General features: G+C 69.6%; 19 protein-coding genes. 4 read left to right on the top strand and 15 right to left on the bottom strand.

Going from position 1 to position 26,695, the window contains the following annotated elements:
* Positions 1 to 15 precede the first annotated feature (15 nt).
* Positions 16 to 1,632 carry a family 43 glycosylhydrolase gene (locus CSC66_RS03050; RefSeq protein ID WP_162375916.1) on the bottom strand — a complete coding sequence of 539 codons (1,617 nt, stop codon included), beginning with the start codon at positions 1,630 to 1,632 and terminating at the stop codon, positions 16 to 18.
* A gap of 253 nt (positions 1,633 to 1,885) precedes the next feature.
* On the opposite strand from CSC66_RS03050, the gene CSC66_RS03045 reads away from it, so the two are divergent.
* Positions 1,886 to 2,791 carry a rhamnogalacturonan acetylesterase gene (locus CSC66_RS03045; RefSeq protein ID WP_162375915.1) on the top strand — a complete coding sequence of 302 codons (906 nt, stop codon included), beginning with the start codon at positions 1,886 to 1,888 and terminating at the stop codon, positions 2,789 to 2,791.
* Positions 2,792 to 2,864: 73 nt separating this feature from the next.
* Positions 2,865 to 3,146 (top strand): hypothetical protein, encoded by a 282-nt coding sequence (locus CSC66_RS03040; RefSeq protein ID WP_162375914.1) that lies wholly within the window; start codon positions 2,865 to 2,867, stop codon positions 3,144 to 3,146.
* A 160-nt stretch (positions 3,147 to 3,306) separates the two neighbouring features.
* Here CSC66_RS03040 and CSC66_RS03035 read toward each other — a convergent pair whose 3' ends face one another.
* The 3 genes from CSC66_RS03035 to CSC66_RS03025 all read right to left on the bottom strand — a co-directional run bounded on the left by CSC66_RS03035 (position 3,307) and on the right by CSC66_RS03025 (position 11,589).
* Positions 3,307 to 7,185 (bottom strand): LamG domain-containing protein, encoded by a 3,879-nt coding sequence (locus CSC66_RS03035; protein WP_162375913.1) that lies wholly within the window; start codon positions 7,183 to 7,185, stop codon positions 3,307 to 3,309.
* A 50-nt stretch (positions 7,186 to 7,235) separates the two neighbouring features.
* The gene (pelA, locus tag CSC66_RS03030) at positions 7,236 to 8,309 is read right to left on the bottom strand and encodes a pectate lyase (RefSeq protein ID WP_162375912.1); all 1,074 of its coding nucleotides are present in this window, start codon (positions 8,307 to 8,309) and stop codon (positions 7,236 to 7,238) included.
* 139 nt (positions 8,310 to 8,448) lie between these two features.
* Positions 8,449 to 11,589, bottom strand: a complete 3,141-nt coding sequence (locus tag CSC66_RS03025) for a TonB-dependent receptor (RefSeq protein WP_162375911.1) — start codon at positions 11,587 to 11,589, stop codon at positions 8,449 to 8,451.
* 315 nt (positions 11,590 to 11,904) lie between these two features.
* Between CSC66_RS03025 and CSC66_RS03020 the strand changes: the two genes are divergently transcribed.
* On the top strand, positions 11,905 to 12,921 hold the full coding sequence (locus CSC66_RS03020; protein WP_162375910.1) for a sugar kinase: 1,017 nt from the start codon (positions 11,905 to 11,907) through the stop codon (positions 12,919 to 12,921).
* Positions 12,922 to 12,991: 70 nt separating this feature from the next.
* On the opposite strand, the gene CSC66_RS03015 is transcribed toward CSC66_RS03020, so the two are convergent.
* The 6 genes from CSC66_RS03015 to ku all read right to left on the bottom strand — a co-directional run bounded on the left by CSC66_RS03015 (position 12,992) and on the right by ku (position 19,727).
* Positions 12,992 to 13,690 carry a sel1 repeat family protein gene (locus CSC66_RS03015; protein ID WP_162375909.1) on the bottom strand — a complete coding sequence of 233 codons (699 nt, stop codon included), beginning with the start codon at positions 13,688 to 13,690 and terminating at the stop codon, positions 12,992 to 12,994.
* Positions 13,691 to 13,745: 55 nt separating this feature from the next.
* Complete coding sequence (locus CSC66_RS03010; protein ID WP_162375908.1) at positions 13,746 to 13,964, bottom strand: hypothetical protein; 219 nt, start codon at positions 13,962 to 13,964, stop codon at positions 13,746 to 13,748.
* A 186-nt stretch (positions 13,965 to 14,150) separates the two neighbouring features.
* Entirely contained in the window at positions 14,151 to 14,795 is a 645-nt protein-coding gene (locus CSC66_RS03005; protein WP_238394240.1) for a response regulator transcription factor, read from the bottom strand.
* A complete protein-coding gene (locus CSC66_RS03000; RefSeq protein ID WP_162375907.1) occupies positions 14,792 to 16,057 on the bottom strand; it encodes a sensor histidine kinase in 1,266 nt (421 codons plus the stop codon). The genes CSC66_RS03005 and CSC66_RS03000 overlap by 4 nt, the downstream gene beginning before the upstream one ends.
* Before the next feature lie 55 nt (positions 16,058 to 16,112).
* Positions 16,113 to 18,782, bottom strand: a complete 2,670-nt coding sequence (gene ligD / locus CSC66_RS02995) for a DNA ligase D (protein ID WP_162375906.1) — start codon at positions 18,780 to 18,782, stop codon at positions 16,113 to 16,115.
* A 6-nt stretch (positions 18,783 to 18,788) separates the two neighbouring features.
* Positions 18,789 to 19,727 (bottom strand): non-homologous end joining protein Ku, encoded by a 939-nt coding sequence (gene ku / locus CSC66_RS02990; protein ID WP_162375905.1) that lies wholly within the window; start codon positions 19,725 to 19,727, stop codon positions 18,789 to 18,791.
* Between the two features lie 158 nt (positions 19,728 to 19,885).
* On the opposite strand from ku, the gene CSC66_RS02985 reads away from it, so the two are divergent.
* Entirely contained in the window at positions 19,886 to 20,071 is a 186-nt protein-coding gene (locus tag CSC66_RS02985) for a hypothetical protein (protein WP_162375904.1), read from the top strand.
* An 85-nt stretch (positions 20,072 to 20,156) separates the two neighbouring features.
* Here the strand turns inward: CSC66_RS02985 and CSC66_RS02980 are convergent, their stop codons facing one another.
* From CSC66_RS02980 to phhA, 5 genes are all read right to left on the bottom strand, one after another.
* Positions 20,157 to 21,359: an amino acid aminotransferase gene (locus CSC66_RS02980; RefSeq protein ID WP_162375903.1), complete on the bottom strand. Its 1,203-nt coding sequence runs from the start codon at positions 21,357 to 21,359 to the stop codon at positions 20,157 to 20,159.
* On the bottom strand, positions 21,305 to 22,309 hold the full coding sequence (locus CSC66_RS02975) for a porin family protein (protein ID WP_162375902.1): 1,005 nt from the start codon (positions 22,307 to 22,309) through the stop codon (positions 21,305 to 21,307). The genes CSC66_RS02980 and CSC66_RS02975 overlap by 55 nt, the downstream gene beginning before the upstream one ends.
* Positions 22,310 to 22,410: 101 nt before the next feature.
* Complete coding sequence (locus CSC66_RS02970) at positions 22,411 to 24,534, bottom strand: TonB-dependent receptor family protein (protein WP_162375901.1); 2,124 nt, start codon at positions 24,532 to 24,534, stop codon at positions 22,411 to 22,413.
* Positions 24,535 to 24,814: 280 nt separating this feature from the next.
* Positions 24,815 to 25,654, bottom strand: a complete 840-nt coding sequence (locus tag CSC66_RS02965; protein WP_162375900.1) for a hypothetical protein — start codon at positions 25,652 to 25,654, stop codon at positions 24,815 to 24,817.
* An 81-nt stretch (positions 25,655 to 25,735) separates the two neighbouring features.
* Positions 25,736 to 26,644, bottom strand: a complete 909-nt coding sequence (phhA, locus tag CSC66_RS02960; RefSeq protein ID WP_162375899.1) for a phenylalanine 4-monooxygenase — start codon at positions 26,642 to 26,644, stop codon at positions 25,736 to 25,738.
* Between the last annotated feature and the right edge of the window lie 51 nt (positions 26,645 to 26,695).

Genomic DNA, 26,695 nt, shown 5'->3' with positions numbered 1-26,695 from the left:
GGGCGGGCGTCCCGCTCAATAGTCGAGCGCGCGATACCGGAAGTCGCGGAAGTGCACCTTGCCCTCGCCGGCCGCGTAGATGCCCGGCTTCAGCGCAAGGAACTGCCCGGCGACGTTGTGGTGGTAGCCGGACACCTCCATCTGCACCGGGTACTTCTCCCAGGCCTTGCCGTCGGTGCTGGTGTGGAAGGTGACGATGTGCTCGTCGTTGGTCACCCGCAGCCAGAGCCTGCCGCCCTTGCCGGGCGCCAGTCCATTGGTGGGACGTTCCTGGCCGTAGCGATGCATGACGAACTTCTCGCCGTTGCTGCCCACGCCCACGTACAGGCGGTCGCTGTAGAACAGCAGCGCGCCGCCGATCGCGCCCGGCTCGATCTCCATCTCCACTTCGAACTGGTAGGCCTTGTCGCCGGCGATCACGGTCAATGGCGAACTGTCGCGCGGCGTGTTGCCCTTGCCCTGCAGGGTCATCGCGCCGCCGCCGAACGACAGGCGCGCGTATTCGTCCTGGGCCGGGTCGAAGAACGACCACTGGTGGCCCAGCCGGCTGCCGTCGAACGCGTCCGACAGCGCCATGCCGTGCACGCCGACCGACGTTCCGCTGGGCTTCTCCATGGGCCGGCCGAGGTCGCCGCCCTTGGCGACGAACCAGCCGTCGTCGGTCCACTCGACCGGATCGAGCAGCGCCTGGCGGCCCAGCGTCCAGTAGCCGTTCTCGTAGCCGTGGTAGATCATCCACCAGCGGCCGTCGGTGCCTTCGACCACGGTGGCGTGGCCGCGCGACCACCACGGTTCGCTGCGGTCGACGGTGCGCGTGATCGGATTGTGCGGCGAGTTCTCCCACGGGCCGTGGATCGACTTCGAACGCGCGGTGATCACCATGTGCCCGGTCGGCGGGCCGGCGGTGCCGCCCACGGCGGTGGTCATGTAGTACCAGTCGCCGCGCTTGTGGATCTTCGGGCCCTCCTGGGCGTAGCTCTCCACGTCCCAGCTTTCCGGGTACTGCCAGCCGTCGTAGACGTGCTTCGGTTCGCCGACCACGCGCAGGCCGTCGTCCGACAGCTGCACGTAGTCGCCGCCGGACAGGAACAGGTAGCGCTTGCCGTCCTCGCCCACCGCGTGGCCCGGGTCGATGTACTGGCCCAGGCCGATGTTCACCGGCTCGCTCCACGGGCCGCGGATGTCGTCGGCCCATACGACGTAATTGCTGCGCGTGCTGCCCTCGGTGCCGCCGGTGCGGGCCGGGAAGTAGATGTAGTAGCGGCCTTCGTGCTTGACGATGTCCGGCGCCCAGATCGAGCCGACGTTCTTCGTGATCGCATGGCCCAGCGGCTGCCAGTTGACCAGGTCGCGCGAGTGCCAGATCGGCAGGCCGGGGTAGGCGTCGAACGAGGACGAGGTCAGGTAGTAGTCGTCGCCGTCCTTGAGCACCGACGGATCGGGCCGGTCGCCCGCGAACACCGGGTTGAGGAAGGTGCCGTCGCCCAGGTCGGCCTGGCGCTGGTGCTCGATGCCGCGCTTCCAGGGGCTGGCCGGTGTGTCGGCGGCCAGCGCCGTGGGCGCGGCCAGCCCGTAGCCGGCGAGGGCGGGCAAGGCGAGCAGCAACAGGGAGTGCAAGGGGCGCAGGGCCATGGCTGGTCCTTGGGGGGCAGGGGAGGATCCGGTGTCCGGGCGTGCGGTCGGGCCGCGGATGACACCGATGGTCAATGGACCGTACCAGACACCGCCCGACCCGGGCATCCTGCGCCGCAGCACGAGCGTCGCGGGCGCGGCTAAAGTCGGATTGTCCGCATCGCCAGCTTTGTGGCCGGATGACACCGATGCGATGCCGGCCGCCGGCGAGCACCGGAGCCCGCCAAGAACGCCCGCAACCCTCTTGATTCCCATGTCCCCATCTTCGACCTTCGCCTGCCGCCGCCTTCTCGCCCGCGCGTCCCTGCTCCTGCTGCTGGGCGCATCCGCCGCCAGCCAGGCCGCGGTCGATCCCTCGATCGGCGAGCGGCCGCCGGTCACCCCGGTCCGCGCCAGCAAGATCATCCTGGTGGGCGATTCGACCACTGCGGTGCAGGGCGGCTGGGGGCCGTCGTTCTGCGCCGATCATGTCGCCTCGTTCCTGGCCTGCATCAACCTGGCCCGTGGCGGTCGCAGCACCTACAACTACCGCGCCGAGGGTTCGTGGGACATCGCCCTGCACGAAATGCGCACCGGCGCCTATGCCGGTGGCGTGTACGTGTTGATCCAGTTCGGCCACAACGACCAGCCGGGCAAGCCGGGACGCTCCACCGACCTGGCGACCGAATTCCCCGACAACCTGCGCCGCTATGTCCGCGAGGTGCGCGCCGCCGGTGCCGTGCCGGTGCTGTTGACGCCGCTGACCCGGCGCCAGTTCAAGGAGGGCGGTCTGGCCGACGACCTGGCGCCGTGGGCCGAAGCCACGCGCAAGGTCGCCGCCGAGCTGGATGTACCGCTCGTCGACCTGCATGCGCGCAGCGTAGCCGCGGTGCAGGGCATGGGCCCGGTGCAGGCGATGCGCCTGGCCCAGGCGCGTCCACTGCCGGAGCAGGTCACCGCCGCGCAGGGCGGCACCACGATCGGCGCGGCACCGGCCGCATCGGCAGGCGCCACGGTCGCCGCGCCGCAGGACAATGCGGCCGTCGAGCCGATGGGCACGCCGAAGGCGGCGTTCGACTACACCCATCTGGGCCGCGAGGGTGCGGACTTCTTCGCCGCCATCGTCGCCGACGAGCTGGCGCGACAGGTGCCGGCGCTGCGACGCAACCTGATTCCATGAAGGACGATCGCCTACTCCTCACCCGATGCGCGCGACCGCCGGACTGCGGCGGCGACCGGGCAGGACCCGACGCATGAAGATCACACCCACACCCGTCACGGCCGCGCTGGCGGGCGCATTCGCAGGGGTAGTGATGCCGCTGCTCTGGCCGCGGCTGGGCGATGACACCCTGGACTGGATCCTCGCCTTCCTGCTGGTGATCGCGCTGCCCGCGCACGCGCTGGTCGTGGGTTTCCACGCGCCACGCGAGTCGGCTGCCAGGGGCGCACTGGACACCGCGCTGCTCAAGCGCGTGGCGGCGTGGCTGCTGGCGGGGTTGGCGACAGTCGCATCGATGAAGGTGTTGCCCCCGTAGAGCCGGGCTCGCCCGGCTGCTTGCGCTTGCGGGGGCGACGAAGGGCAGCCGGGCAAGCCCGGCTCTACGCCGCGAGGGTGGCCCATGTTCGCGGCCCGCGGTTACGCCGAGGAAGGGTCGGCCAAGACCGGCCTTCCTCGGTTGTCTGCGCGCGCCGGCCTCAGGGCACCGCGCGCCGGTTGTTCAGGCGCGTGACTTCTTCGGCCTCGCCCTCGAGCGCGACCCGCACGTAAAGACCGTCGGCCTTGCGGCCACCCAGCGGCAGCGACACCTTCGTGGTCTTGGGCAACAGGTCGGTCGGCGCCGACATCGCCGGCACCGCCACGCGCGCCAGCTCGCGACCGCGTGCGTCCTCCAGCACCGCATAGCCCGCACCGGTCGCCACGTGGCCCAGGCTGTGCACGACCACCTCGACCGAATCGCCGGCCACGCGCACGTCGCCGCGGCCGATGCCCAGGTCCGGTCGCGTCTCCACGGCCGCGCCCTTCTCGAGCAGCTCGAATTCCATCACCACGGTCTGCATCGGCGGGAACACCATGTCCACCGGGGCGCTCTTTTCGAAGTCGAATTCGCGCGTGGACGGCTTGCCATCGATGCGGTCGTCGCCGTCGCGGTCGATCCCCGAGGTCATGCGCCAGGTGCCTGGCGCCACGTTCCAGCCGGTCATCGTCGCCGGATGCGCCTTGCCGTCCAGATTGAAACCGATGACCTTGAAGCGGTCGCGGCGCGCATCGGGCAGCAGGATCGCCACCTGCTCGGCACCGTCCTCGCGGGCGAAGCGCCAGCTCACGGTGTGGCCGGGGTAGGACTGGTTGCGCTCCAGCGCCACGCCGCCCAGGCGCTCGCGCTGCAGCAGCTCGCTGGCCGATTCGACCCGGTCGGACCACCAGTGGCCCTCGGTGACCATGTACTCGCGCAGCGCCTTGAGTTCGATCGACTCCGCGTGCATCGCCTCCAGGTACTTCTTGTCGCCGGTCTGCTGCCAGGCGGCGAGGCTGGCGAAGCCGGTGTCGCCCTGGTCGGCCGCCTCGACCAGCGCCTGGCCCCAGTCGCCTTCGCGGCCGAGCACGCCGATGAAGTTCTCGCCCAGGTTGGACAGGCTGGCCGGGCCGCTGCGCCCGGCGCGGTAGTCGAGCGCGCGCAGGTACTTTTCGTCGCCGGTCCAGCGGTACGCGGTCCAGAACAGGTGCATGGTGTCGCCGCCGCCGGAGCCCTTCACCAGTTCGCCGCCGCGGGTCTTGCCGGTGGCCCAGTGGATCTCGTTGGGCAGCACCCAGGTGCCGTCGTCGGCGGTGTAGGCATGGGCCAGGTAGCCATCGGCCAGGCCGGTGACCAGCTTGCGGCCCGTGGGATCGGCGTTCCAGTCGCCGACCAGGAACGCAGGGTGCAGCGCCGGGAACGAATAGGGCTTCTGCCACTGCCAGTTCGGCTCGCGGTAGACCTTGTTGCCGCCGAACCAGTTGCTGGACCACAGCAGGTGGCCCTGCGGGTTGGGCAGGATGATCTTCTCGTCGTAGGCCTTGACCGTCTCCATCAGCCGCTCGACGGTCAGCGGGTCGCCCCAGTTGAGGTAGAGCATCGCGCTGTTGGCGTTGATGCCTTCCTCGTACGCGTGCAGTTCGTCGGTCTCGATCGTGCTGAGGCCGCCACTGAACATGCCATTGCGGTAGATCGCATCGGACACCGCGGTCAGCGAGGCATTGAGCTTGTCCGGCTTGATCCCCATCAGCGCCGCGCCCGGCCACTGCTGGACCAGGTCCGAGTCGTCGGACAGGCCGCCGCCGAAATCGCCGTACTCGACCTGGCGGTGGTCGATCCACCAGTCGATGAACCGGCGCACGTACTGCATGTCCTGCGCCTGCAGGAACGCCCACCGTGGCACGCCCCTCGGCGCGGTGGGCGGGGTGAACGGCGGCCGGCCCTGGCTGTTGTAGCTGATGTAGTTCCAGTAGCGGCGACCCTGCTCGTGGTCCGGGTCCACGCGCAGCAGGTCGCTGAGGTCGGCATGGACGCGGGCGTACAGGCGCTGGCGCTTGGAAGTGGTGTGCTCCTCGACCAGGAAGCCCCAGTTGTCGCGCACCTGGTTGAAACGGTCGGCGACGTGTTCCTTCTTCGCCTCGGCGCGGTCCTTGAACACCAGCCGGACTTGGGCGCCATCGAGCGAGTGCGCGTTGAAGCCCGGGGCGGCCGAGGCGATGCTCAGCCACAGGCTGTCGTCGGTGAGGATGCGGTCGCGCAGGTCCAGCCACAGCGTGCGCTTCTGGTTGGGCTTGACCGACACCGAGACATCGATCATGTCGCGCGCCGGCCAGATCGGATCCTTGATGCGGATGTTGAGCGGAATCAGGCCGTCGCGCGTGGCCGGCAGGTCCAGCGCCGGGAGGTCGATGGCCACGCCGTCCAGACCGTCGTACATGTTCTCCCAGCTGTAGGCCCAGCTGCGGATCAGTGGCTGCGCGGCCGGCGCGGCGCCGACGCTGGACGGAATGAGCACGTGCACGATCGGTTCGGCGGCGATGGGCAGGCTGTCGTCGCCGCGCTTGCGCGAGCCGGCGCCCTTGGGCAGCGCCATCACCGTGGCCCGGCCCGGCGGCAGGAAGCGGCCATCGATGTAGCGGCGCAGCGCCTGCACGTTCTCGTAGTCGGGCAGCACGCGGCTGTCGACCACGTAGGCCTGCTTGACCGTGCCCTCCGGCTCGGCCGCATCGGTGACGTGGTAGGCCCAGATCTCCTGGATCGGCGTTTCCGGGGTGGTGTTGGTGAAGCGCACGTGGCCACCGCGGCGCGCGGGAAACTGGTCGTAGGTGCGGACCACGCCCTGCTCGCGCTCGAACAACGGCTGCTGCCGCGAGGCGTCCTCGCCGTGACTGGCCTTCCCATAGGCAGCGCCGCGGATCTCGATCCGGTTGAAGGGCTCGTCGGGCATCGCCAGGTCCATGGCCTGGCCGCCTTCCACGTACGTGTTCCAGTCCGGCAACTGGAAGTAGTCGTCGCGCCCGGGCAGGCGCGAACGGTTGTACACGCCCGGCCAGGTGGTTTCGGGAATGCCGTCGCTGCCCTTCCACATCCACTGCTTCTTGTCCTTGACGTCCAGGAAGCCGAGCATGCGCACCGAGGTCGTTGCCGAAGCCAGCCCCGGCGGTGCGCCGTGGTCCCAGCCGTACCGGCGGCGCCAGGCCGATTGCAGCGGTCCCTCGCCGATGGCCACCGAGGTGGATGGCCGGGCGCCGGCGAGGTCGCCGCGCCGGGCGAGCGTGGCGGCGGCCGGCGCGTCGAGCATGCGGTCGTACACGCGGATCTCGTCGAAGTCGCCGCCGCGCAGGAAGTTGTAGCGGCTCTGCACCTGGTAGGGCGCCATCACCCGTCCGGCCAGGCCGAGCTGGTCGAGCGCGGCGTCGTAGTCGAACGCGGCGCGCGGCTCGCACGAGGCCACGCAACCGACGGCCGACTGCTCGACGATGTCGACCTTCGCCACCTCCCTGCCATCGACGAACAGCCGCACGCCGCGGGTCTCGTCCCAGGCGAAGGCCAGGTGGGTCCAGTCCCGTGGGCCGGGCACCTTGTCGAGCTTGAACGACACCCGGGTGCGCGCCAGGTTGGCGTCGGTGACGAAGGCATCGAAGCCCTGGCCGTTCCAGTCGATCCGCAGCCAGGCCATGTCCCAGCTGCTGTGGTCGGCGTAACCGACCCGGAAGATGACGAACGGCGCCTCGCCCACCGCATAGCGGGGACGCCAGAAGAACGAGAGCGTGCCGCGCTCGGCATAGATGTTGCCCGGCGCGTTCCAGGCCAGCACGCCGTCGTCGGCCCATTCGATCGCCCCGCCCTGCACGCCGGTCGGGACGACCTTCACCCTGTCCTGGAAGTTGGGCACCGCGTCGCCGCCGGCATGGTCGGCGACGAAGCCGGCGTCGGCCGAGACCCGGAACAGCAGGTTCGGCGCGTCCTGCGCCTGCTCCGAAGCGGGTGATACGGGCGCGGTGGCCAGGATCGCGCTGACCAGCGCGGCGAGCAGGATGGGACGCATCGGTGCAATCATCGGATCGGAATTCCAGGGTGCGGACGACGGGTATGACGGCAGCGTTCTGATCAACGTGGCGCGGCGGCGGGCGCCGACGCATGGACCTTGCGCCAGCGGGGGAGTTCCTCCGCCAGCAGTTTCGCGGGCCAGGTGCCATACCAGCCGTAGCCGGTGCGACGCTCGTTGGGCAGTTCGGCGAAGGCGACCACCTGGCCCTCGCGGTTGGCGACCAGCGGCTGCTGCCGCTCCAGATCATAGAAGCGCGCCCACAGCGACGCACCAGGCTTGCTGACCAGCCGCACGTCCTTGCCGGTTTCCTCGTGCGGGGCGTCGATGTGCTCCAGCGCTAGGTCAGGCAGGCGGTGCGCTTCCAGCCAGCGCGCGCCCGATTCGATCGCGGCGACGGTACGCGCATCGGGTTGTGGCTGGCGCATCAGCAGGCGCAGCACGCCGACTGATTCGGCTACCGCCAATGACGGTAGTTCGTAGGCGCGGGCCCTGGCCGGCTGTAGCGTGGTCTCGTCGTACTGCGCGGCCCAGATCGTGGGCTGGCCGTCGATCTTCACCTGCAGCGCGAGCAGGCTGTCGATGCCACGCGCGGCGGCGGCGGCGGCGCGCGCGCGCAACTCCGCCGGCAGCGCGGCCAGCGCGCCCTCCGCCGTGGCCACGTCCTGCAGCAGGCCGATCACGCGGACCATCGCGTCGTCGTTGAGGGTGATCTGGTGCCGGTAGGAGGACAGGTCGGGATGGAACTGCGGCCAGCCACCGTTCGGATACTGCGCGCGCAGCAGGTACTCCACGCCGCGCCGCGCTCCATCGAGGTAGGCGGGGTTGCCCGTGCGCGCGTGGGCTTCGGCCAGGGCGACGATCTCGCTGGTGGTGGCCTTGTTGTCGATGGTGGCGTCGTCGTGGCGGTCCGGCGCGCGCAGCGCGGAGCGTTCGCCGTCGTCATAGGTGCGCGCGTAGTCGACCTTCCTGCCCTGGTAGTGCTTGGACCAGCCCCCGGACGGGGTCTGCAGCAGGAGCATGTTCTCGGCGACCGGATCGGTGGCGGCCGCGGGCGCGGGCGCCGCGGTCGCGCAGGCGGCGGGCAGGGTCATCGACAGCGCCAGCAGCAGTCGCAGGGGAATTACAGGGCTCATTCGGACGATCTCCGGCAGGGGCCGCAGCGCAGAAAAGAAGCCGCCCGCGCTGCGTCCCGGGGCGCCGGGGCGCGCGGGATGCAGGCGGGCGGAAGAACCGGTCGCTCCGTGGAGAGGGCGGAACGTCCGGGCCATCAGGTCAGAACGTGTAGCGGGCGCCGACGAAGTACTGGCGGCCGTTGACGGTGTAGCGGTCAGGCATCGACAGGGTGGAGTCGACGTAGCGCGAGTCCGCCGTATCGGTCAGGTTGATCGCCTCGAAGGTGAGCGTCAGGTTGTCGCCGAAGCGGTAGGCCATGTTGAAGTCCACGTTCTGCACCGAGTCCTTGCCGGTCACGTCGGGGGTGATCAGCTGGTTGCCGTCCAGGTCCCAGACGTTCTCGCGGGTCAGGATCTCGCTTATGTAGCCGTCGCGGTAGCTGGTCGACAGGCGCGCGCTGAAGCGGCCATCGTCGTAGTAGAGCGTGGCGTTGTAGGAATTCGGCGAGAGGTTGATCAGGTCGTTGTTGGTGTACTCGGTGACCACGGTGGTGTTGCTGTTGGCCGCGGTGCTGAACAGGTAGGTGATCTCGGACTCTACGTGGGTGTAGTTCAGCTGCACGCCGAAGTTGCGCCACGCCCCCGGCAGGAAGGTGAACGGCTGCTGGTAGGTCAGCTCGTAGCCCTTGAGCGGGCCGCCGGGGGTGTTGAAGTAGCTCTGCACGTTGAACACCGTGTCCGGGCCGAAGCCGGCCGGCAGCAGGTCCAGCGAATAACCCATGTCCTCCCAGGTGCTGAGCAGGCGGGTGCGCTGGATGTAGCTTTCGATGTCCTTATAGAAGATCGCGCCCGAAAGCAGGGCGCCTTCGGCGAAGTACCACTCGGCGATCAGGTCGTAGTTGGTCGAGCGGAAGGGCTCCAGCTGCGGGTTGCCGAGGTTGATCGAGTAGGTGCGGCCGTCGTCGAAGTACTGCGTCGGTCCGCCGCTGACGCCCGGCGACAGGTACAGCAGCGCGGGGCGGGCCATGGTCTTGGCCGCGCCGAAGCGCAGCACCAGCTCGTCGGTCAGGTCCCACGCCAGGTTCATCGCCGGCAGCACGTCCTGGTAGTCGTGGGTGACCTCTGTGCCGACCAGGTAGCGGTCACCGGGTGCGGAGGTGGCGTTGGCCACGCCGAAGAACGCCTGGCAGTTCTCGGAATTGTTGGCCGGGTTGCTGGCCGCGCACGGCGCCCAGCCGGAAGCGGTGATCTGGGTGTTGACCACACGCACGCCCACGTTGCCACGGAACGACCGCGCCATCAGGTCCGTGTTGAAATCCAGCTGCAGGTAGCTACCCAGGCTGCGCTCGTTGACCTCGAAGTTGTTGTTCGACGCGCCGAAGTGGCCGACGCTGGCCAGGCGGTAGTCGCCGCCGCGCGCGCCGCTGTCGCAGTTGCAGTAGATGTCCAGCAGCTGCGCGACCTGGTCGAAGTCGGGCACCAGCCAGCTCGACGGCGCCCCCGACAGGTTGGCGCCGAAGCCGTCCAGCGAGGTGCTCAGGTCGCCCACTGTCACCCCGGCCGGCAGCGCCTGGGCCAGGCGGCCGTAGCTGATGTGCCGGTATTCCTCCGAGCTCATGTCGTAGCTCTTGTAGGCCAGGCCGCCGCGCAGGGCGAAGGTCGGGTTGAGGTTGAACTCCAGGTCCACCTTGGCGGTGTCGAACGAGTTATCCACGTACTGCGGATTGAGCCGGACTTCGCTGATGTTGCTGCCGCGCGCGGTCCCGTTGCTGTTGACCGGCACGGCGCCGTAGCCCAGCCAGGACCAGGACGAGGCACTGTTGAGGTCGAACGGGAAGGTCATCCGCGGCATGTCCGGGTTGCCCCGCATGTCCAGCACGAAACCGTCCAGGTTCTGGTTGTCGAAGCTCACCAGCGAGAACACCGGGCGTTCGTAGTCCGAGCGCGAATGACCGACCTGCGCGTCGAGTCTTACTGAATCGTTGATGTGCTGCTCGAGGGTCAGGCTGTACTGCTGGAACTCGGTGGTCTCCTCGATGGCGGTCGATTCGGTACGGAAGTCGACGTTGTCGAACACGCCGTAGGTGAGCCGGTTCATGCTGTCGACCTCGGCTTCGCGCACCACGATCTGGGTCTTGCCGCCGAGGTTGGCGGCGCGGTGCAGGTTGGCGCCCAGCGAATCCTCGCGCTGGTCCTTGGACAGCTCCGAGTACATCGCATCGAAGCTGAGCAGGGTGTCATCGGAGACCCGCCACTGCAGGGCACCGGTCACGCCCAGGCGCTCGATCTCGTGCGCGGTGCGGATGTAGCGCGGGTAGCGCGGATGCCACGCATTGGTCGCCGTCTCGTAGGCGGCGATGTTCTCCGGGGTGTTGGCCGGGCGCGGCAGGCCGGTGCCGCACATGGTCGGGCTGATGCCGAAGCTGCCCCAGCCGTTGTTGCGGTCCTGGTTGGCCTGCGAACCACTGCCCGCCGGGGTCTCGTTGGAGGCGGGATTGCGCGGAGTCTGCGGGTTGTAGCCGACCGGCGAGCAGAAGCCGTAGGTGCCGTTGTTGGCCGCATTGGACTGGTTGGAGTTGCGGTGGTTGCCGTGCTCCCAGCGCACCGGGTTGTAGCCTTCCTCGTAGACGTTGCGTTTGCTGTAGGAGGCCGACAGCAGCGCGCCGAAGGTGCCGTCGCCCCAGGTGTTGGAGACCAGGCCCGACACGCGCGGATCGAACTTCTCGGTCAGCTCGCCATACCCGGCCTGGGCGCTGGCCGAGGCGCGGAAGCCGTCGTAGTCGAACGGGCGCGACGCGCGCAGGTCCACGGTCGAGCCTAGCGAGCCCTCGTCCATCTGCGCCGACTGGGTCTTGTTGACCTTGACCTGGCTGAAGAGCTCGGAGGCGAAGGTGTTGAAGTCGAAGCCGCGGCTGCGGTTGACGCCGCCGGTACCGGTGCCGGCGGTGGCCAGCGCCTCCAGGCCGTTCAGGCGCACGCGGGTGAAGTCCGAGCCCAGGCCCCGGATCGAGATGCGTTGGCCTTCGCCGCCTTCGCGGTCGATCGACACGCCGGCGATGCGCTGCAGCGATTCGGCCAGGTTCTGGTCCGGGAACTTGCCGATGTCCTCGGCGAAGATCGCGTCGACCTGCTCGGTGGAGTAGCGCTTCTCGTCCAGGGACTTCTGCAGGCTCTGGCGGTAGCCGGTGACGGTGACCTTGTCGAGGTCGGCGATGTCCTGGCTGCTCGCCGCCGGTGCCTCGCCTGCTTCCTGTGCCGCCAGCGGCGCGGAAAGCGCCAGCGCGATCGCGGTGGCTAGCATGGTAACCGGTGTCTTCCTGCAGAAAGTGCGCTGTTGCATCACTCGATCCCCTCCCAGGGCGTTTATCGGTACTGCGGGATTGGTACCCGGGGGCCTCGCCCTGCCGGATGCTGCCGATGTCGATGACACCGATAGTCAAACGGAACCGTAACAGTGGCATGGCGGCTTGGCATCTTGCAGCGCAGCACGGAACCCGGGGTGGGCGCGCTGGCAACAATCGACCGGACCGCTAGAATTGACACCGCTAGCCAACGGCACTCCGCCGGGGCGGCATGCCACCATCGGTGCCGCCCGCACCGGGCCTGGGAGGGGAAAATGGCGCGTGTCGTGTGTTTCGGTGAACTGCTGCTGCGCCTGAGCGCGCCAGGTCGCGAAAAGCTGCTGCAGAGTCCGCAACTGGACGCGCGGATTGGCGGCGCGGAAGCCAACGTCGGCGTTTCCCTCGCCCATTTCGGCCACCAGGTCGCGGCCGTCAGCACGGTGGCCGACAACGCGCTGGGCGAGGCGGCCGCCGGTGAACTGCGGCGCCATGGCCTCGATACCGCCGGCGTGCGCAAGGTCGCCGGCCGCATGGGCCTGTACTTCCTAGCCCCAGGCGCGATCCACCGCCCGGCCGAGGTGCTGTACGACCGCGCCAGCTCGGCCTTCGCCCTGGCCCCGGCCGACGCCTACGACTGGCCGGCACTGCTGCAGGGCGCCGACTGGCTGCACCTGTCCGGGGTGACGCCGGCGCTGGGTGCCAACACTGCTGCCACCGCGCTGGCCGCCGCCCGCGCCGCGCGCAGGGCAGGAGTGAAGGTGTCGTTCGACGGCAACTTCCGTCCGAAGCTCTGGGAGGTATGGCAGGGCGACGCCAGGGCGATCCTCTCCGAGCTGATGGCCGAGGCCGACCTGCTGTTCGCCGACTACCGCGACATGGGCGTGGTGCTCGGCGGCCAGTACCCGCAGGCCGAGCCGCTTGCCCGCATCGAGGCGGCGGCGGCCGATGCCTTCGCCGCCTTCCCGCACCTGCGATGGATGGCCTGCACCATCCGCGCGCCGCGCAATGTCGATGCCCATGCGCTATCGGGCGTGCTGGTCGGCCGCGACAGCGGCACCGCACTGGCGCCGCAGGAGGAAGTCGGCCCGATCGTCGACCGCATAGGAGGCGGCGACGCCTTCGCCGCCGGCGTGCTGCATGGCCTGGTCCACGGCTGGGCGCCGGAGCGCACGATCCGCTTCGGCCTGGCCGCCGGCTGCCTCAAGCATTCGATCCCGGGCGACTTCAACCTGGTGTCGGAGGCGGACGTGGAGGCGCTGGTGGGCGAGGGGCGGTACGACGTCAGGCGTTGAGCGGGGTACACGGCGACAGGTACAGGAGGAGCAGCCATCGGAGTCGCGGCAGAGGGCAGTCCTTCTCGCGCTACTCCGCACCAATGGTGATCGGTGCCCCAACATCGACATTTTCCCTGGGTGGATCCGTCCACACTTCGTCCACCCACTCCTGATAGCGCCCCGCGTTCCAGAACTTCTCCGCGTAGAAATCGTGGCCGCGGATGACCGTGGCCATGCCATACGGACCAGGCACCACCACATCCGCACCGCGGTTGATCCGTCCGCTGATCATGTAGCGCCGCGCCTTGCGCAGTTCCTTCTTCAGGGCTGCCCCGGTCACCGCATGGGTGTACTTGTCCAGGAGCGGCTGGCCGATCTCGATGGCGCGCATCCGTTCCGCGTCGCTCAGCTGCCTCCAGTACTGCTCCCGCAGAGCGACGAACTGCCGATAGCCACGCTCGGCAGAGATATCGGCCCATGCGTAACCAAGAGGGCGATCCACCGGCTGGCCGATGCCCTTCCATGCCATCTCGGCCAACATCGCCTGGGACAGCTTGTCGCCGAAGCCTGCAGCCTTCGTGAAGAGCTTCCGCGCGTCCTCGTATCTGCCTTCATCGTAGGCAAGCCAGCCTTCCGTGCGGTACTTCATGTCCGGGTGCGCCTCGAGGAAGCTGCGCGAACTCATGACCTTCTGGTCTTCCGTATCGATCAGCGGCTCCTCCCCTGCCAAAAGATGGCCGCTGACAAGGAGGAACAGGCCAGCAATGAAACCTGGATATCGATTCATCGATCATTGGCTCCAGACTCGCCACCTGATTACCGGGTGGCGAGGATCGTGGGAGCTACGGCTCCTCGCGGTAGTCGGGGAACATAAAGCGGGGATACCAACCAGTAGCACAGTCATAAAAGCCGGCATAGTGGATGCAGCGTGTGACCAGACAGCTGTTCTGTGTGCAATGATGAACCGTATCGACAATCTCGCCGTCAGCCTTGGCCTGCGGAGCACCCATCATGGCGGCAAAGCCTACCACTGCCATGCATGCGATCTTTAACGAATTCATGGAACACCTGCTTAAGCTAGGCGGGCTGAATTAGCCCATCAAGCTAAACGATAACTTGCAGGGAAGCGGGCCAGATTCAAGAGGGTCATGGATCGATCGAGACCATCTCAAGCAAATTCCGATTCGAAACTGCGCCCTATGTCCAATCTTTGTCTGGAAAGGCTGGAATCACTTTAGCGTGTTGGCTCAGATGATCCGCAACGTGATCGCCTTCAGCACCGCCCGCGTGCGGTCGCGGGTGCCGAGCTTGTCGAGGATGGTGGAGACGTAGTTCTTCACCGTGCCCTCGGCCAGGAACAGGCTGCGGGCGATTTCCCTGTTGGAGTAGCCGCCGGCGAGCAGGCGCAGGATCGCGACTTCGCGCTCGCCGAAGGTGTCGGTCGGCGGGGCCTCGTCGTGGAAGCGGTAGCGCGCGCGCACCGGGTCGGTGCTGACCGGGGCCAGCAGGGTTTCGCCGGCGGCCACGCGCAGGATCGCCTCGTGCAGGTCGTCCGGGGCGGCGTCCTTGAGCAGGAAGCCCTGGGCGCCGGCGTCGCGCGCGTGCAGCAGCAGGTCGCTGTCGTCGAAGGTGGTCAGCAGCAGTACCGGCGTGCGGTCGCCTTCGTCGCGCAGTTCCCGCAGGGCGGCGATGCCGTCCAGGCCCGGCATGCGGATGTCGCTCAGGACCACGTCCACCGGCTGCAGCTGCAATGCGTCCAGCAGGCCCTGGCCGTCCTCGGCCTCGAACGCGACCTCGATGCCGAGCCGTTCCAGCAGCGCCCGCAGTCCGGCGCGCACCAATGCCTGGTCGTCGGCCAGCGCGACCCGCAGCGGCCGTTCCGGGCCGTTCACGCCGGCAGCCTGGCCAGCAGCCGCAGGCCGCCGCGCTCGGTACGGCCGACCATGAGTGCGCCGTCCAGTGCGGCCAGGCGTTCGCGCATGCCTGCGATGCCGTTGCCCTCGCGCAGGTCGGCGCCGCACTGCCCGTCGTCGTGGATCTCGATGCGCAAGCCGTCTTCCCCGTGGTCGATCCGCAGCCACACGCGCTCCGCGCCGGCATGGCGTGCCGAGTTGGTCAGCGCCTCCTGCGCCAGCCGCAGCACCGTCTCGGCCACGGCCGGGTCGGTGATGCGTACCCCGGGTGCGATTGTGAGATGCAGCGAGGGCCGCGGGAAGGGGGCGGCGAGCGCGCGCAAGGCCGTGGCCAGGTCCAGGCCACGGTCGTCGCGCAGCGACTGCACCACCTGGCGGATGTCGCCGAGCAGTTCGCCGGCCAGGCGGTCGGCCAGGGCGACGTCGGCCCGCCCGGCCAGCGCCGGGTCGGCGGCCAGCGCGCGCAGGTTCAGGCGCATGGCGGTGAGCTTGTGCCCGGCCACGTCGTGCAGCTCGCGCGCCATCCGCAGCCGCTCGGCGTCGCGGGCGCTGTCGGCGAGCAGGGCGCGCGTCGCGAGCAGGTCGGCGTTGACCCGTGCCAGCGCCGCCCGGGCGCGCTCGGCCGATTCGGCGTAGTACACGCAGATGGCGCCGAGTGCCTGGAAGCCGAGGTTGATCAGCACCATCGGCAGCGGATCATGGAATCCGAGGCTGCGCAGGACGAGGAAGAAGGCGACGTTGACCAGCAGCACCACCGGCGCCGCCAGCCGCACCGGCCAGGCCGCCACGGTACAGGCGGCCCAGATGACCAGCAGCACCTGGGATGCGCCGACCTCGACGCTGAGGCGGCATAGCGCCAGCACCACCAGCGGCATGGCCAGCAGCGCCGCATGGCGCCAGCCGCGCCGGTGCTCGGGAAGGAACTGGAGCAGGACGAACAGGGCCAGGTAGGCCGCGAGCAGCAGGTGGGCCGCCACCCGCGACGGCGCCTCGACGAAGCGCATCGAATAGCCGACGGTGAGGATGGTCAGCAGGCCGGCCAGGCCGAGCGGCTGGAGCAACGGCTGCAGCGCGGTTCTGAGCGACGAGAGCATGCGGGCATGCTCCGGCGCGCGGAGGCGCGTGGCAATGGCCAGGGCGCCGAAAGTGACTTCCGGCAGGTCGGGCACCCGTCCGCTAGCGCCAACCCAGGCGGCGGCTTGGCGAGGGTTACGCCAGCGGCGCTCTGGCTCCGGGTGCATCGCCTGCGTCGCCGGCCCGCATCCCGCCTGCGAGCATCCGGAGATGCGGCAAGGTTCAGCCGGGCAGCGACTGACGCAACCGGTCGATCCCGTCCCACGGGTCCTTGCGCAGCCGCGACGCGCGCTGCAGCGCCTTGTCCGGGTTGAACGCGCCCGGCCGGTCGAACTTGCCCAGCTCCTCCCATCGCAGCGGCATGGCCACCGTCGCGTGTTCGCGCGCACGCAGCGACCAGCTCGCCACGCTGGTCGCGCCGCGGGTGTTGCGCAGCCAGTCCAGGAAGATCCGCCCGGTCCGCTTCGCCTTGCGCGCGTTGGCCAGCCACCGATCCGGCGCATGCGCCTCCATCGCCCTGGCGAAGGCCTCGCAGAAGTCGCGCGCCTGCTCCCATGGCACCGCCGGCGCGAGCGGCACCACCACGTGCAGGCCCTTGCCGCCGCTCATGCGCAGGAAGCTTTCCAGGCCGGCCTCGCGCAGGCGGCCGCGAACCTCGCGCGCGCCGTCGCACACGGCTTTCCACGGCACGCCTTCCCCCGGATCCAGGTCGAACACCAGCCGGTCGGCGCGTTCGGGGTCCTCCACGGTCGCGCCCCACGGATGGAACTCGAGCACGTTCATCTGCACCAGCTGCATTAGGCCGGTCGCGTCGTCGATCCAGACGTAGTCCTCGATCCCGCTCTTCTGCCGCAGTGGCAGCGCATGCACCGCCTCGCCGAAGCCGGCGCCATGGTGCTTCTGGAAGAAGCACTGGCCGGTCGCGCCGTCGGGGCAGCGCACCAGCGACAGCGGCCGCCCGGCGATGTCGCGCAGCAGCCATGGTGCGATCGCGCGGTAGTACGCCGCAACGTCGCCCTTGGTCATGCCGTCGGCCGGATACACGACCCGTTCGGGATGGGTGATCACGACGTCGGTACCGTCGGCGGTGCCGGCCTTCGGCGCGGCCTTGGCCTTGGCCTTGACCGCGGCCGTCTTCGCCACGGCCGCGCGCTTGCCTGCTTTCGCCGTGGCCACGCCCTTGCCGGCTTTCGTTCGCGCGGGTGCTTTCGTCGTCCGGGATGCGGCCGGCTTCTCCGGCATCAGGTCGGCCATGTCCTTGTCCTCCCTCAGTCCACGGAAGCTGGCCTGGCGCAGCAGGCCTTCCTTGGCCCAGCCGCGGAAGGCCACTTCCACGACCAGGCGGGGCTGCAGCCACTGTACGTTGCGCGGGCGCAGCGGGACGTGGGCCGGCAGTTCGACCGTGGGTCCAGCGGTTTCCAGCGGCCGCATGCGCTTGAACAGGTCGCGCAGCATCGCGTCGCCGAACCCGCTGCCGACGCGGCCGACGTACCTCAGGCCGTCCTGCCCGGGTCGCGCCAGCAGCAGCGAGCCGAAGTGGCCCCGGGCGCCCTTCGGCGCGGTGTAGCCGACCACGACGAACTCGTCGCCGTCCTCGTGCTTGACCTTGATCCAGTCCTGGCCGCGGCCGCCGCGGTACCGCGCGTCCACGCGCTTGCTGATGATGCCCTCGAAGCCGGCCCGGCCACTGGCGGCGAACACCTCGGCTCCGTGCCCCACCACGTGGTCGCTGTAGGCGAGCACGCCGGGCGTGCTGCCCAGCAGCTCGCGCAGCAGCCGCTTGCGCTCGACCAGCGCCGTGCGCGACAGGTCGACGCCGGCCACGCCGGGCAGGTCGAACACCACGTATCGCAGTGGCTGCCGCGAACTGCCCTCCAGCACGCGCTGCAAGGCGGAGAAGTCGCTGTGGCCCTGGTCGTCGAGCACGACCAGCTCGCCGTCCAGGTGCGCGTCGGAGACCGGCAGCGCCTCGACGGCCCGGGCGATGGCCGGCACGCGCGCGGTCCAGTCCAGGTCGTTGCGCGAGCGCAGTTTCGCCTGGCCATCGACCAGGTCGGCGAGCAACCGGTAGCCGTCCCACTTGATCTCGTGCAGCCAGGCGTCGCCGGACGGCGGGGCCTCGCGCAGGGTGCACAGTTCGGCGGCGAAGCCGCTGGGATGCGGACGGTCGCGCGCGCCCTCGAGCGCCAGCGCACGCTCACGCCAGGCGGCCTCCCGTCGCGGGGACTTGCGCGAAGGCGCGCTTTCTCTCGCCGCTGCGCGCGCCTTGGCATGCCCGCCCGTGGCAGCCGTGCCCATGGCAGCCTTGGCAGCCTTGGCGCTCTTGGCGGCGATTGGTGCCCTGGCCTCGCCCCTCGGCCGGCCCGTCCGTGATGGAGTCCCGACCAGATCGTCCGCCTCCACGTCGGCGGCGTGGTCGTCGCTGCGCTTGATCAGCAGCCACTGCGGCTGCCGCGCCGGCTTGCCGGTGCGGACCAGCTTCCAGGCGCCCTTGAGCTTGTCGCCATGCAGTTCGAAATCCAGCGAGCCCCTGGCGATCGCCGCCAGCGGCTCGCCATCCGTGGTCCAGGTGCCCTGGTCGAAGATGTCCACGTGGCCGGCGCCGTAGTGGCCTTCCGGGATGTCGCCTTCGAAGCCGGCGTAATCCAGCGGATGGTCCTCGACCTCCACCGCCAGCCGCTTGTCGCCGGCGCGCAACGACGGGCCCTTCGGTACCGCCCAGCTCTTGAGCACGCCATCGGCCTCCAGCCGGAAGTCGTAGTGGCGCCGCGATGCATGGTGCAGCTGGACGACGAATATCGGCTGCCGCTTCGACCCGCGCCGCCGCGTCGCGCTCTGCGGTTCCGGGGTCGCGCCGAAGTCGCGCTTGCGGGCGTAGTCGTGCAGCGACATCGCGGCCTATCCGGCCTTGCGCCTGCTGGCCGCCTTGCGTGCCGGCGCCTTCTTGGCCGCCGCCTTGCGCGCGGCCTTCTTCGCCGGCGCCTTGGCTGCCTTGGCCGGCGCGCGAGGGCTGGCCGCGGCCTTCTTCGCCGGGGTGCGCTTCTTCGCATCCAGGCTCTGCTGCAGCAGGGACATGAAGTCGACCACGTTCGTCGTCGCCTCCTCCGGCGCCTCCGCTTCGTCCTCGATCTGCGCGGTGCCTTCCTTGCTCTTGATCCGCTTTCGGATGATGGCCTGCAACCGGTCGCGGAACTCGTCCTTGTAGTCGTCGGGGTTCCAGCTCCCGCTCATCGAGTCGATCAGCTGCTCGGCCATCTGCAGTTCCTTGGCCGTGACCCGGTAATCGGCCGCCTTGCCCTCGGGCAGCGCATAGTCGGCCGGATCCACCAGTTCCTGCGGATAGCGCAGCAGCATCAGGATCAGGGCATCGCCCTGCGGCATCACCGCGGCCAGGTACTCGCGGGTGCGGATCACCACCCGCGCGATGCCGACGCGGTTGCCCTTGCGCAGGGTCTCGCGCAGCAGCACGTACCCCTTCTCGGCCTTCTTCGCCGGCACCAGCACGTACGGCTTCTCGTAGTAGCGCGGGTCGATGGCGGCGGCGTCGATGAAGGTCTCGACCTCCACCGTCTCGTGGCTCTCCGGCGCGGCGGCCTTGATGTCCGATTCCTCCAGCACGACGTAGCTGCCCTTGTCGTACTCATAGGCCTTCACCACGTCCTTCCACGGCACCTCCTCGCCGGTCTCGGCGTTGACCCGCTCGTAGCGGACCGGCTTGCGGTCGCGCGAGTCGAGCATGCGGAAGTGGAGGTCGGTGCGGCGCTCGCCGGACATCAGCGATACCGGCACGTTGAGCAGGCCGAAGGACAGGGTGCCGGTCCAGATCGGGCGGGCCATGACGGGAGCCTCGGGGCGACGGGCCTGCAGGGGTAGCACGCGCGGCGTGGGGCGTCCGTGATGGATGCCCGCTCACCGCCGGCTCACGCCGGGATCACGCGCCCTTTCCACGGCGCCTTCGACGATGCCGCTTCGAGCCCCCATCCGCGGAGACCGCCATGAGTACACGCGACCGCAAGGACCTGCCGCCCCCCGGCAGCGACTGCACATCCGCCCCCGAGGCGCCGCACGAGCGCAGGCAGCGCAAGGAGCACGCCAGCCGCAACCAGGACGAGGCGCTCGAGGAAACCTTCCCGGCCAGCGACCCGGTTTCGCCGTTCGTTCCGGCCAAGGTACCGAAGTAGCGCCTCGCAAGCCGCGCAGAAGCGCCTCGCAACAAAAAAAGGCCCGGCGATGCCGGGCCTTCGCTTATGCGACCGCGAGGCGGCATCAGCCGCGGCTGACCGCCGCCACCGCCTTGGCCACGTACTCCAGGTTGCCCTGGTTGAGCGCGGCCACGCAGATGCGGCCGGTGCCGACGGCGTAGATGCCGAACTCGTCGCGCAGGCGATCGACCTGGGCCTTGCTCAGGCCCGAATACGAGAACATGCCGGCCTGCTGGCGGATGAAGTCATATTCCGGGTGGCCCTGCTCGGCCAGCTTCTGCACCAGGCCTTCGCGCAGGGCGTGGATGCGCTCGCGCATGGCGGTGAGTTCCGCTTCCCAAACCGCGCGCAGCTCCGGGCTCGTCAGCACGCCGGCGACCAGCGCGGCGCCATGGGCCGACGGGCTGGAGTAGATGGTGCGGATGATCCGCTTGACCTGCGACTGCACCGCCTGCGCCTGGTCGGCGGTGCCGGCCACGATCGACAGTGCGCCCACGCGCTCGCCGTACAGCGAGAACGACTTGGAGTACGAGCTGGCGACCACGAACGAATCGATCCCCGCCTCGACCAGCAGGCGGATGGCGACCGCGTCCTCGGCGATGCCCTTGTCGAAGCCCTGGTAGGCCATGTCGATGAACGGGAACAGCTGCCGTTCCTTGAGCAGCGCGGCGACCTGCTTCCACTGCGCCACGGTCAGGTCGGCGCCGGTGGGGTTGTGGCAGCACGCGTGCAGCAGCACGGTGGTGCCCGGCTTCAGCCTGCCCAGGTCGGCGAGCATGCCGTCGAAGTCCACGCCGTGGCTGGCGGCGTCGAAGTAGGTGTAGTCGACGATCTCGAAACCGGCGGCGGTGAACACCGCGCGGTGGTTCTCCCAGCTCGGGTTGCTCAACGCCAGGGTCGCGTGCGGCAGCGCCTTGCGCAGCAGCTCGGCGCCCACGCGCAGCGCGCCGGAACCGCCCACGGTCTGGGTGGTGGCGACGCGGCCTGCCGCCAGCAGCGGCGAGTCCTTGCCGAACAGCAGCTCGCGGGTGGCCTGGGTGTAGGCCGGCAGGCCGTCGATCGGCAGGTAGCCGCGCGGGCGCGCGGCGGCGGCCAGCGACTGCTCGACCTGCTGCACCGCCTTGAGCAGCGGGATCCGCCCCTGTTCGTCGTAGTAGATGCCCACGCCCAGGTTGACCTTGGTGGTGCGGGAGTCGGCGTTGTAGGCCTCGGTCAGGCCCAGGATCGGATCGCCCGGGACCCGTTCGACGTTCGAGAAGAAGGACACGGCTTGGCTCTGTTCGGTGGGGGGAGGCGGCATGCGCCGGCGGCCGGCCTTGCCGGAACGCCCGCGAATCGCGCGCGCCATGCTATCAGGCCGCCGCCGGGGGCTCGACCGTTTCCGCTGTGACGACGGCGCGCAGGCCTCAGAACCGGTAGAGCAGGCCCAGGCGCAGCCCGCTGTTGCATCTCCAGGAGCCCGGTGAAGGCGTCGCGCTCGGTACGCGCATCGATGTTGCTGAGGGTGTAGTCCACCAGCACCCCGAACCGCGCCCACGGATGCCATTCGACGCCGGCGCGCGCGTAGGTGATGCTGCCGTCGATGTCGTTGATCTCGGTGGAGAACCAGCCGGCGTCGGCGACGATCCGCCAGTCCTCCGCGGGGGTCCAGCGCCAGGCTGCGCCGAGGGTCGGCGCCGGCAGGTCGGCGCTGACCGAGTCTTCCAGCGCGCCGCTGCCCACCGGGTCGCCGTTGACGTCCGCCTCCAGCTCGATGCCCAGCTCGATGCGGTACCAGGTGAGGCCGAGCCGCGGCCCCAGCGCCCAGTTCTCCTCGGAGAAGCCCCACCAGGTGTAGTAGGCCGCGACCGCATCGACGTCGTAGCGGCCGCGCACGGTGGCCGCGGTCTGGTACAGGTGGTCCTCGAACACGATGTCGCGTTCCAGCCGCTTCTCGCTGTCCACGCCGTTCTGGAAATAGAGCAGGCCGACCTCGTGCCGCGCGAATGGCCGCCAGCTCACGCCCAGGAAGCCGATCATGTCGTCCTTGTCCAGGCCCAGGTCGCGCGACAGGTCGATGGTGGTGCCGCCGAAGAGCTCGCCATCGGCGCGCACCCGCGTGTCGAAGCGGGTGACGTAGCCGCCGATGCTGACGCTGAAGGTGTCCAGCGGCTCGACCGCGGCGGCGGCGGCCGGAATGGCCGCCAGCACCGCGGCGACGGCGGACAAGCCGGTCAAGCGACGAACCGAACGCCCCATGCGATCCCCCTGGTGGTGACGCGGCGATCCGCGCGGGCGGGTTCGTCGCCAAGCGAATATGCCGCTGAACCGCCGCGGCGCTAGCGCAGCTGCCACTCCAGGCCGAGCAGCACCGCGCGCCCGGGGCCTGGTTCGTAGTAGCGGCCGTTGCCCTCGTTGACGATCACTGAGCCGATGTACTGGCGGTCGAACAGGTTGTCGACCCGGGCGAAGCCGCGCAGGCGGCCATCGCCTGCGCGCCACTGGCGCGCCAGCTCGACATGGACCAGCCCGTAGCCCGGCGCCGAGGCGGTGCCGCGGTCGTCCACGTTCACCGCGCTGTTGGCCCAGGCCTCCAGTGCCGCTTCCCATGGACCGCCCTGCCATTGCAGGCGGAGCTGGCCGAAGTGCCGCGGCACGCCGGGGATCGGCGTGCCGGCGGCCACCGCCACCGCCGGCACGGGGCAGGCGCCGGTGCACAGCGGGAAGCCGTCGCGGAAGTAGGCGTCCAGCCAGGTGGCCGCCACGCGCAACGACCAGGCCGGGCCGATGGGCACGTCGGCCGCCAGCTCGGCGCCCTGCCGGCGCGCACGGCCGACGTTGCGGTAGCTGCTGCGGCCACCGCTGTTGCGCGCCACCGCCAGTTCGTCCTCGGTGTCGGCTCGGAACAGGGCCGCCTCGATGGCGGCGCCGGCATCGTTGCGCCACTTCGCGCCGAGTTCGACGTTGCCGCTGACGGCGGGCGCCAGGTCGAAGGCCAGGCCGGCGCCGCCGTCGGCGCGATACGCCAGTTCGTTGAAGGTCGGCGTCTCGAACCCGCGCCCGGCCGATGCATACAGGCGCAGGTCGTCGGCGGCGGCGAACACCAGCCCGGCCACCGGCGTGGTCTGCGAATACTCGACCCGGCCGCTGTCGTCGGGATTGGTCGCGGTGACGTAACGGTCGTCGGAGCGGAAGCGCACCACGCTGTGGCGCGCGCCGGCCTGCAGCGACCAGCGCGGCGCGAATTCCCACCACGCCTGCGCGTACTGGTCGAAGTTGTCGACCACGTCGCGCTGGTCGCGGCGCAGCGCGCCGCGCACGCCCAGCGCGACCCCGCCGGCGCCGTCGGCGCGGAAGTTCTCGTAGCCGCGCCGCCATTGCCGCTGGCGGTCGGCGCTGGTGCCGATCGTGAACTCGAAATCGCCATCGCCGACCCGGCCCTGCCAGCTCGCCCGCGCGTCGGCGCCGCCGTAGCCGTTGTCCAGGTCGACCACGCCGCCGGCGCTGAGCGGACTGGCCTGCGCGGCCACGGGGACCGACAGGTACTGCACCACGCTGCGGCTGCCGCCATAGCCGGTGAGCCGCAGCTGCGCGGAATCGCCCAGCGGCTGCCGCCAGCTCGCGCCGAGCTGGTCCTGCGCCGCCGACTTGCGGGTATTGAACTGCAGCGCGGCCGCCGTGGCCTGCCGCGGATCCTCGCGCACCTGCGCCCTGGTCAGGCCCAGCGGGTCCTGCGCGTCGGGCGCGCGGAAGTGGTTGCCGACCAGCTCCAGCCGGCCACCGCCGGCGAAGTCACGGTGCAGCTTGAGGTTGGCCGACTCGCGCCGCGCCGCGCTGTGCTCGCGGTAGCCGCCGGTGTCGAACACCGAGGCCGCCAGGTGGTAGCCGGTGCCGGCGGCCCTGCCGAGCACGCGAGCACTGGCGGACAGGCTGTCGTAGGCCGCGGCGGTGGCGCGCAGGTCCACCCGGGTGGGCTCGCCGCCGTCCGCGCTCCACAGCTGCACGACGCCGCCGGAGGAATTGCCGTACAGCGCCGAGAACGGCCCGCGCATCACCTCGATCCGGTCGCCGGCGGCCAGGGCGAAGTGGGAGAGCTGGCCCTGGCCGTCGGGCATCGTCGCCGGGATGCCGTCGGCATACAGGCGCACGCCGCGCACGCCGAAGGTGGCGCGCGCGCCGAATCCGCGGATCGACAGCTGGGTGTCCTGTGCATGGTTCTGCCGGTCGCGCGCCAGCAGGCCTGGCACGCCGCCCAGGGCCTCGGACAGGTTCACTTGCGGCCGGGCCGAGCCGTCGCCGAGCTCCACCACGTCCAGCGATGCCGGCAGGTCGAAGGCGGAGGCGGAATCCACCCGCGCGGTCACCACCACCTGCGGCAGCGTGGGCGTGTCCTGGGCACCAACGGAAGTGGATAGCGTGGCGAGGACCACGCCGGCGGCGCGGATCCGGGAATGGAACGTCATGCCGACAGTGTAATGCCCGCGTGTTCCGCATACATCCACGCGCGAGCCACGTCGCCGCAGGCATAGATGCCTAGGAGCCAATCGACACTATTTGTCCGTACGAATTCGCCGGCGATTGACACAGAAGCGGCCCGAACGCTGCGCATTCTACCGGCTCCACAGTCTGCGTTGCTCGACGGCCCCTGCGTCGAATCAGCGAAAGGCGGGACGATGCGTAATCGAATGCGCCGCACGAAGCATCAGCCGCGTCTGGTCCGCGGGTGAGCAGTGGATCGGGAGCTCATTCGATCGCACGAATTAGCAGGTTCAGAAGGAACAGCGCGCCCAAGATCCAGCCCAGTATCTTGAGATTGCGATGCACGCGTGAGCGCAGTGTTGCCTGTTCGAGCAGGAGCGCGTCCCGGCGAGCGCTGACTGAAGCCATCGTTCTGGCGTGAGCGACACTCTCCTGCGAATAGATCGCGCGCACCCGCGCGGCGTCCTCGCCGTCCAAGCGCTCGTCGAGGCCGTCGAGGAATGCCGACTGGCGTGCATGCGCGCCAGCCACGTCACCGTTCGACGCGATGGCGAAGTTGATCGCGTCCCAGTGCTTGCGGGCCAGCTCGCGTACCAGCTCCGGGTCGCCCGGATCCAGTGCCGGTTCGGCTGCCGAGACGTTTCCAGGGAGAGGTGGAAGTGAGGTGGCGAAAGCCACATGCAGGCGCGCGCCCGGGTTCGGGCGCGGGGGCACTTGCCAGCCCGGTAAACCCAACTTCCGGCGGGCGTTACGCTTTCGGGGGCTGCCCCAGGCGGTGAGTCGGTAGTCCAGCCAGCACCCAAGCAGCGCGAGCGGAATCGCGGCGATGAACAGCAACACAGGCTTGAGTACGCCAAGGCTTTGTAACAGGGCCTGCATCGGCGCCAAGTCCGACATTAGACCGAAGGCGGCAGCGGTTAGAAGCAGCGATAGGGCATACCAGAAGCACCAGCACCAGAACCGGTACCAATAGCGAGGCCCGCGCTGCGGATGGTCAAGCGACTCCTCGACCGTCAGCCAGCTCGCGCGATGGCGCATGGAAATCATCCCGGGAACAGCAAGCCCCAGGCACAGCACCAGCAAGCCGGCAAAGAATTCCGTCATCCGCTCCGTGGCATGCCATTGGCGGCAACCGACCGCCTGACGAGACAGGTTAGCCGAGCCCGCACCGGGCCGGTACCGGGATCACACGTCGCCGTCGCTCGCCCAGCCCTCGCCGCTGCCGCGCTGGTGCACGAGGTCGCCCTCGCGCACGTCGCCCGCCGGGATCGTCTCCTGCGTCGCCAGGCGCGCGTAGATAGGTGCGAAGTCCGGCGCGGTGGCCTGCATCAGCTGCTCGAAGCTGTCGATGACGAAATAGGTCTTCTGGAAGGTATCGATCCGGTAGCGGGTGCGCATGATCCGCTCCAGGTCGAAACCAAGCCGGTTCGGCGCGGCCGACTCCAGCGAATGCAGCGATTCGCCCTTGGACGAGACGATGCCGGCGCCGTAGATGCGCAGGCCGTCGTGCTGGCGGATCAGGCCGAACTCGACCGTGTACCAGTACAGCCGGGTCAGGTTCTGCAGCGCGTCGGGGCCGATCGCGTGCGCCTTCACCCCGCCGGCGCCGTAGGCCTGCATGTAGTCGGCGAACATCGGGTCCATCAGCAGCGGCACGTGGCCGAACAGGTCGTGGAACAGGTCCGGTTCGGCGATGTAGTCGATCTGGTCCGGGCGGCGGATCCACCAGGTCACCGGGAAGCGGCGGTTGGCCAGGTGGTCGAAGAAGTCCAGTTCCGGCAGCAGGCCTTCCACGCCTACCAGGGTCCAGCCGTTGGCCGCGCCGAGGACTTCGTTGAGCTGGTCGAAGCGCGGGATGGCGCGCGCGTCCATGCCCATCGCGTCCTGCGCCTGCAGGAACTCGTCGCAGGCGCGGCCGGCGAGCAGTTCGCGCTGGCGCGCGTACAGCGTGCCCCAGGTGGCATGGTCGTCGGCGCTGTAGTCCAGCCAGGGCTGTTCGACCACGGCGGTGGTGTAGACCGGCACGTAGCCCTTGTCGGTCTGACTGCCCTGGACGGGCGTGGATTCGACGCGGCGGGGGGTGGATTCGGACATGGCGGTGCTCGACGTGCGTTCGGCCCCAGCGTATGCGCTATTCCGCGCAAC

The organism is Pseudoxanthomonas kaohsiungensis (assembly GCF_010211765.1).
Lineage (GTDB): Bacteria > Pseudomonadota > Gammaproteobacteria > Xanthomonadales > Xanthomonadaceae > Pseudoxanthomonas > Pseudoxanthomonas kaohsiungensis.
The sequence above is the reverse complement of the archived record's forward strand: the minus strand, read 5'-3'. Positions and strand labels throughout refer to the sequence as shown.

Bases quoted from the DNA above. Each gene is read 5' to 3' on its own strand.
- CSC66_RS03025 (WP_162375911.1), bottom strand. From the start codon at position 11,589: ATGCTAGCCACCGCGATCGCGCTGGCGCTTTCCGCGCCGCTGGCGGCA.
- phhA (WP_162375899.1), bottom strand. From the start codon at position 26,644: ATGTCCGAATCCACCCCCCGCCGCGTCGAATCCACGCCCGTCCAGGGC.
- CSC66_RS03040 (WP_162375914.1), top strand. From the start codon at position 2,865: ATGAAGATCACACCCACACCCGTCACGGCCGCGCTGGCGGGCGCATTC.
- ligD (WP_162375906.1), bottom strand. From the start codon at position 18,782: ATGTCGCTGCACGACTACGCCCGCAAGCGCGACTTCGGCGCGACCCCG.
- CSC66_RS02970 (WP_162375901.1), bottom strand. From the start codon at position 24,534: ATGACGTTCCATTCCCGGATCCGCGCCGCCGGCGTGGTCCTCGCCACG.
- CSC66_RS02965 (WP_162375900.1), bottom strand. From the start codon at position 25,654: ATGACGGAATTCTTTGCCGGCTTGCTGGTGCTGTGCCTGGGGCTTGCT.
- CSC66_RS03035 (WP_162375913.1), bottom strand. From the start codon at position 7,185: ATGATTGCACCGATGCGTCCCATCCTGCTCGCCGCGCTGGTCAGCGCG.
- CSC66_RS03010 (WP_162375908.1), bottom strand. From the start codon at position 13,964: ATGAATTCGTTAAAGATCGCATGCATGGCAGTGGTAGGCTTTGCCGCC.
- CSC66_RS03000 (WP_162375907.1), bottom strand. From the start codon at position 16,057: ATGCACCCGGAGCCAGAGCGCCGCTGGCGTAACCCTCGCCAAGCCGCC.
- CSC66_RS02985 (WP_162375904.1), top strand. From the start codon at position 19,886: ATGAGTACACGCGACCGCAAGGACCTGCCGCCCCCCGGCAGCGACTGC.
- ku (WP_162375905.1), bottom strand. From the start codon at position 19,727: ATGGCCCGCCCGATCTGGACCGGCACCCTGTCCTTCGGCCTGCTCAAC.
- CSC66_RS03015 (WP_162375909.1), bottom strand. From the start codon at position 13,690: ATGAATCGATATCCAGGTTTCATTGCTGGCCTGTTCCTCCTTGTCAGC.
- CSC66_RS03020 (WP_162375910.1), top strand. From the start codon at position 11,905: ATGGCGCGTGTCGTGTGTTTCGGTGAACTGCTGCTGCGCCTGAGCGCG.
- CSC66_RS03045 (WP_162375915.1), top strand. From the start codon at position 1,886: ATGTCCCCATCTTCGACCTTCGCCTGCCGCCGCCTTCTCGCCCGCGCG.
- pelA (WP_162375912.1), bottom strand. From the start codon at position 8,309: ATGAGCCCTGTAATTCCCCTGCGACTGCTGCTGGCGCTGTCGATGACC.
- CSC66_RS03050 (WP_162375916.1), bottom strand. From the start codon at position 1,632: ATGGCCCTGCGCCCCTTGCACTCCCTGTTGCTGCTCGCCTTGCCCGCC.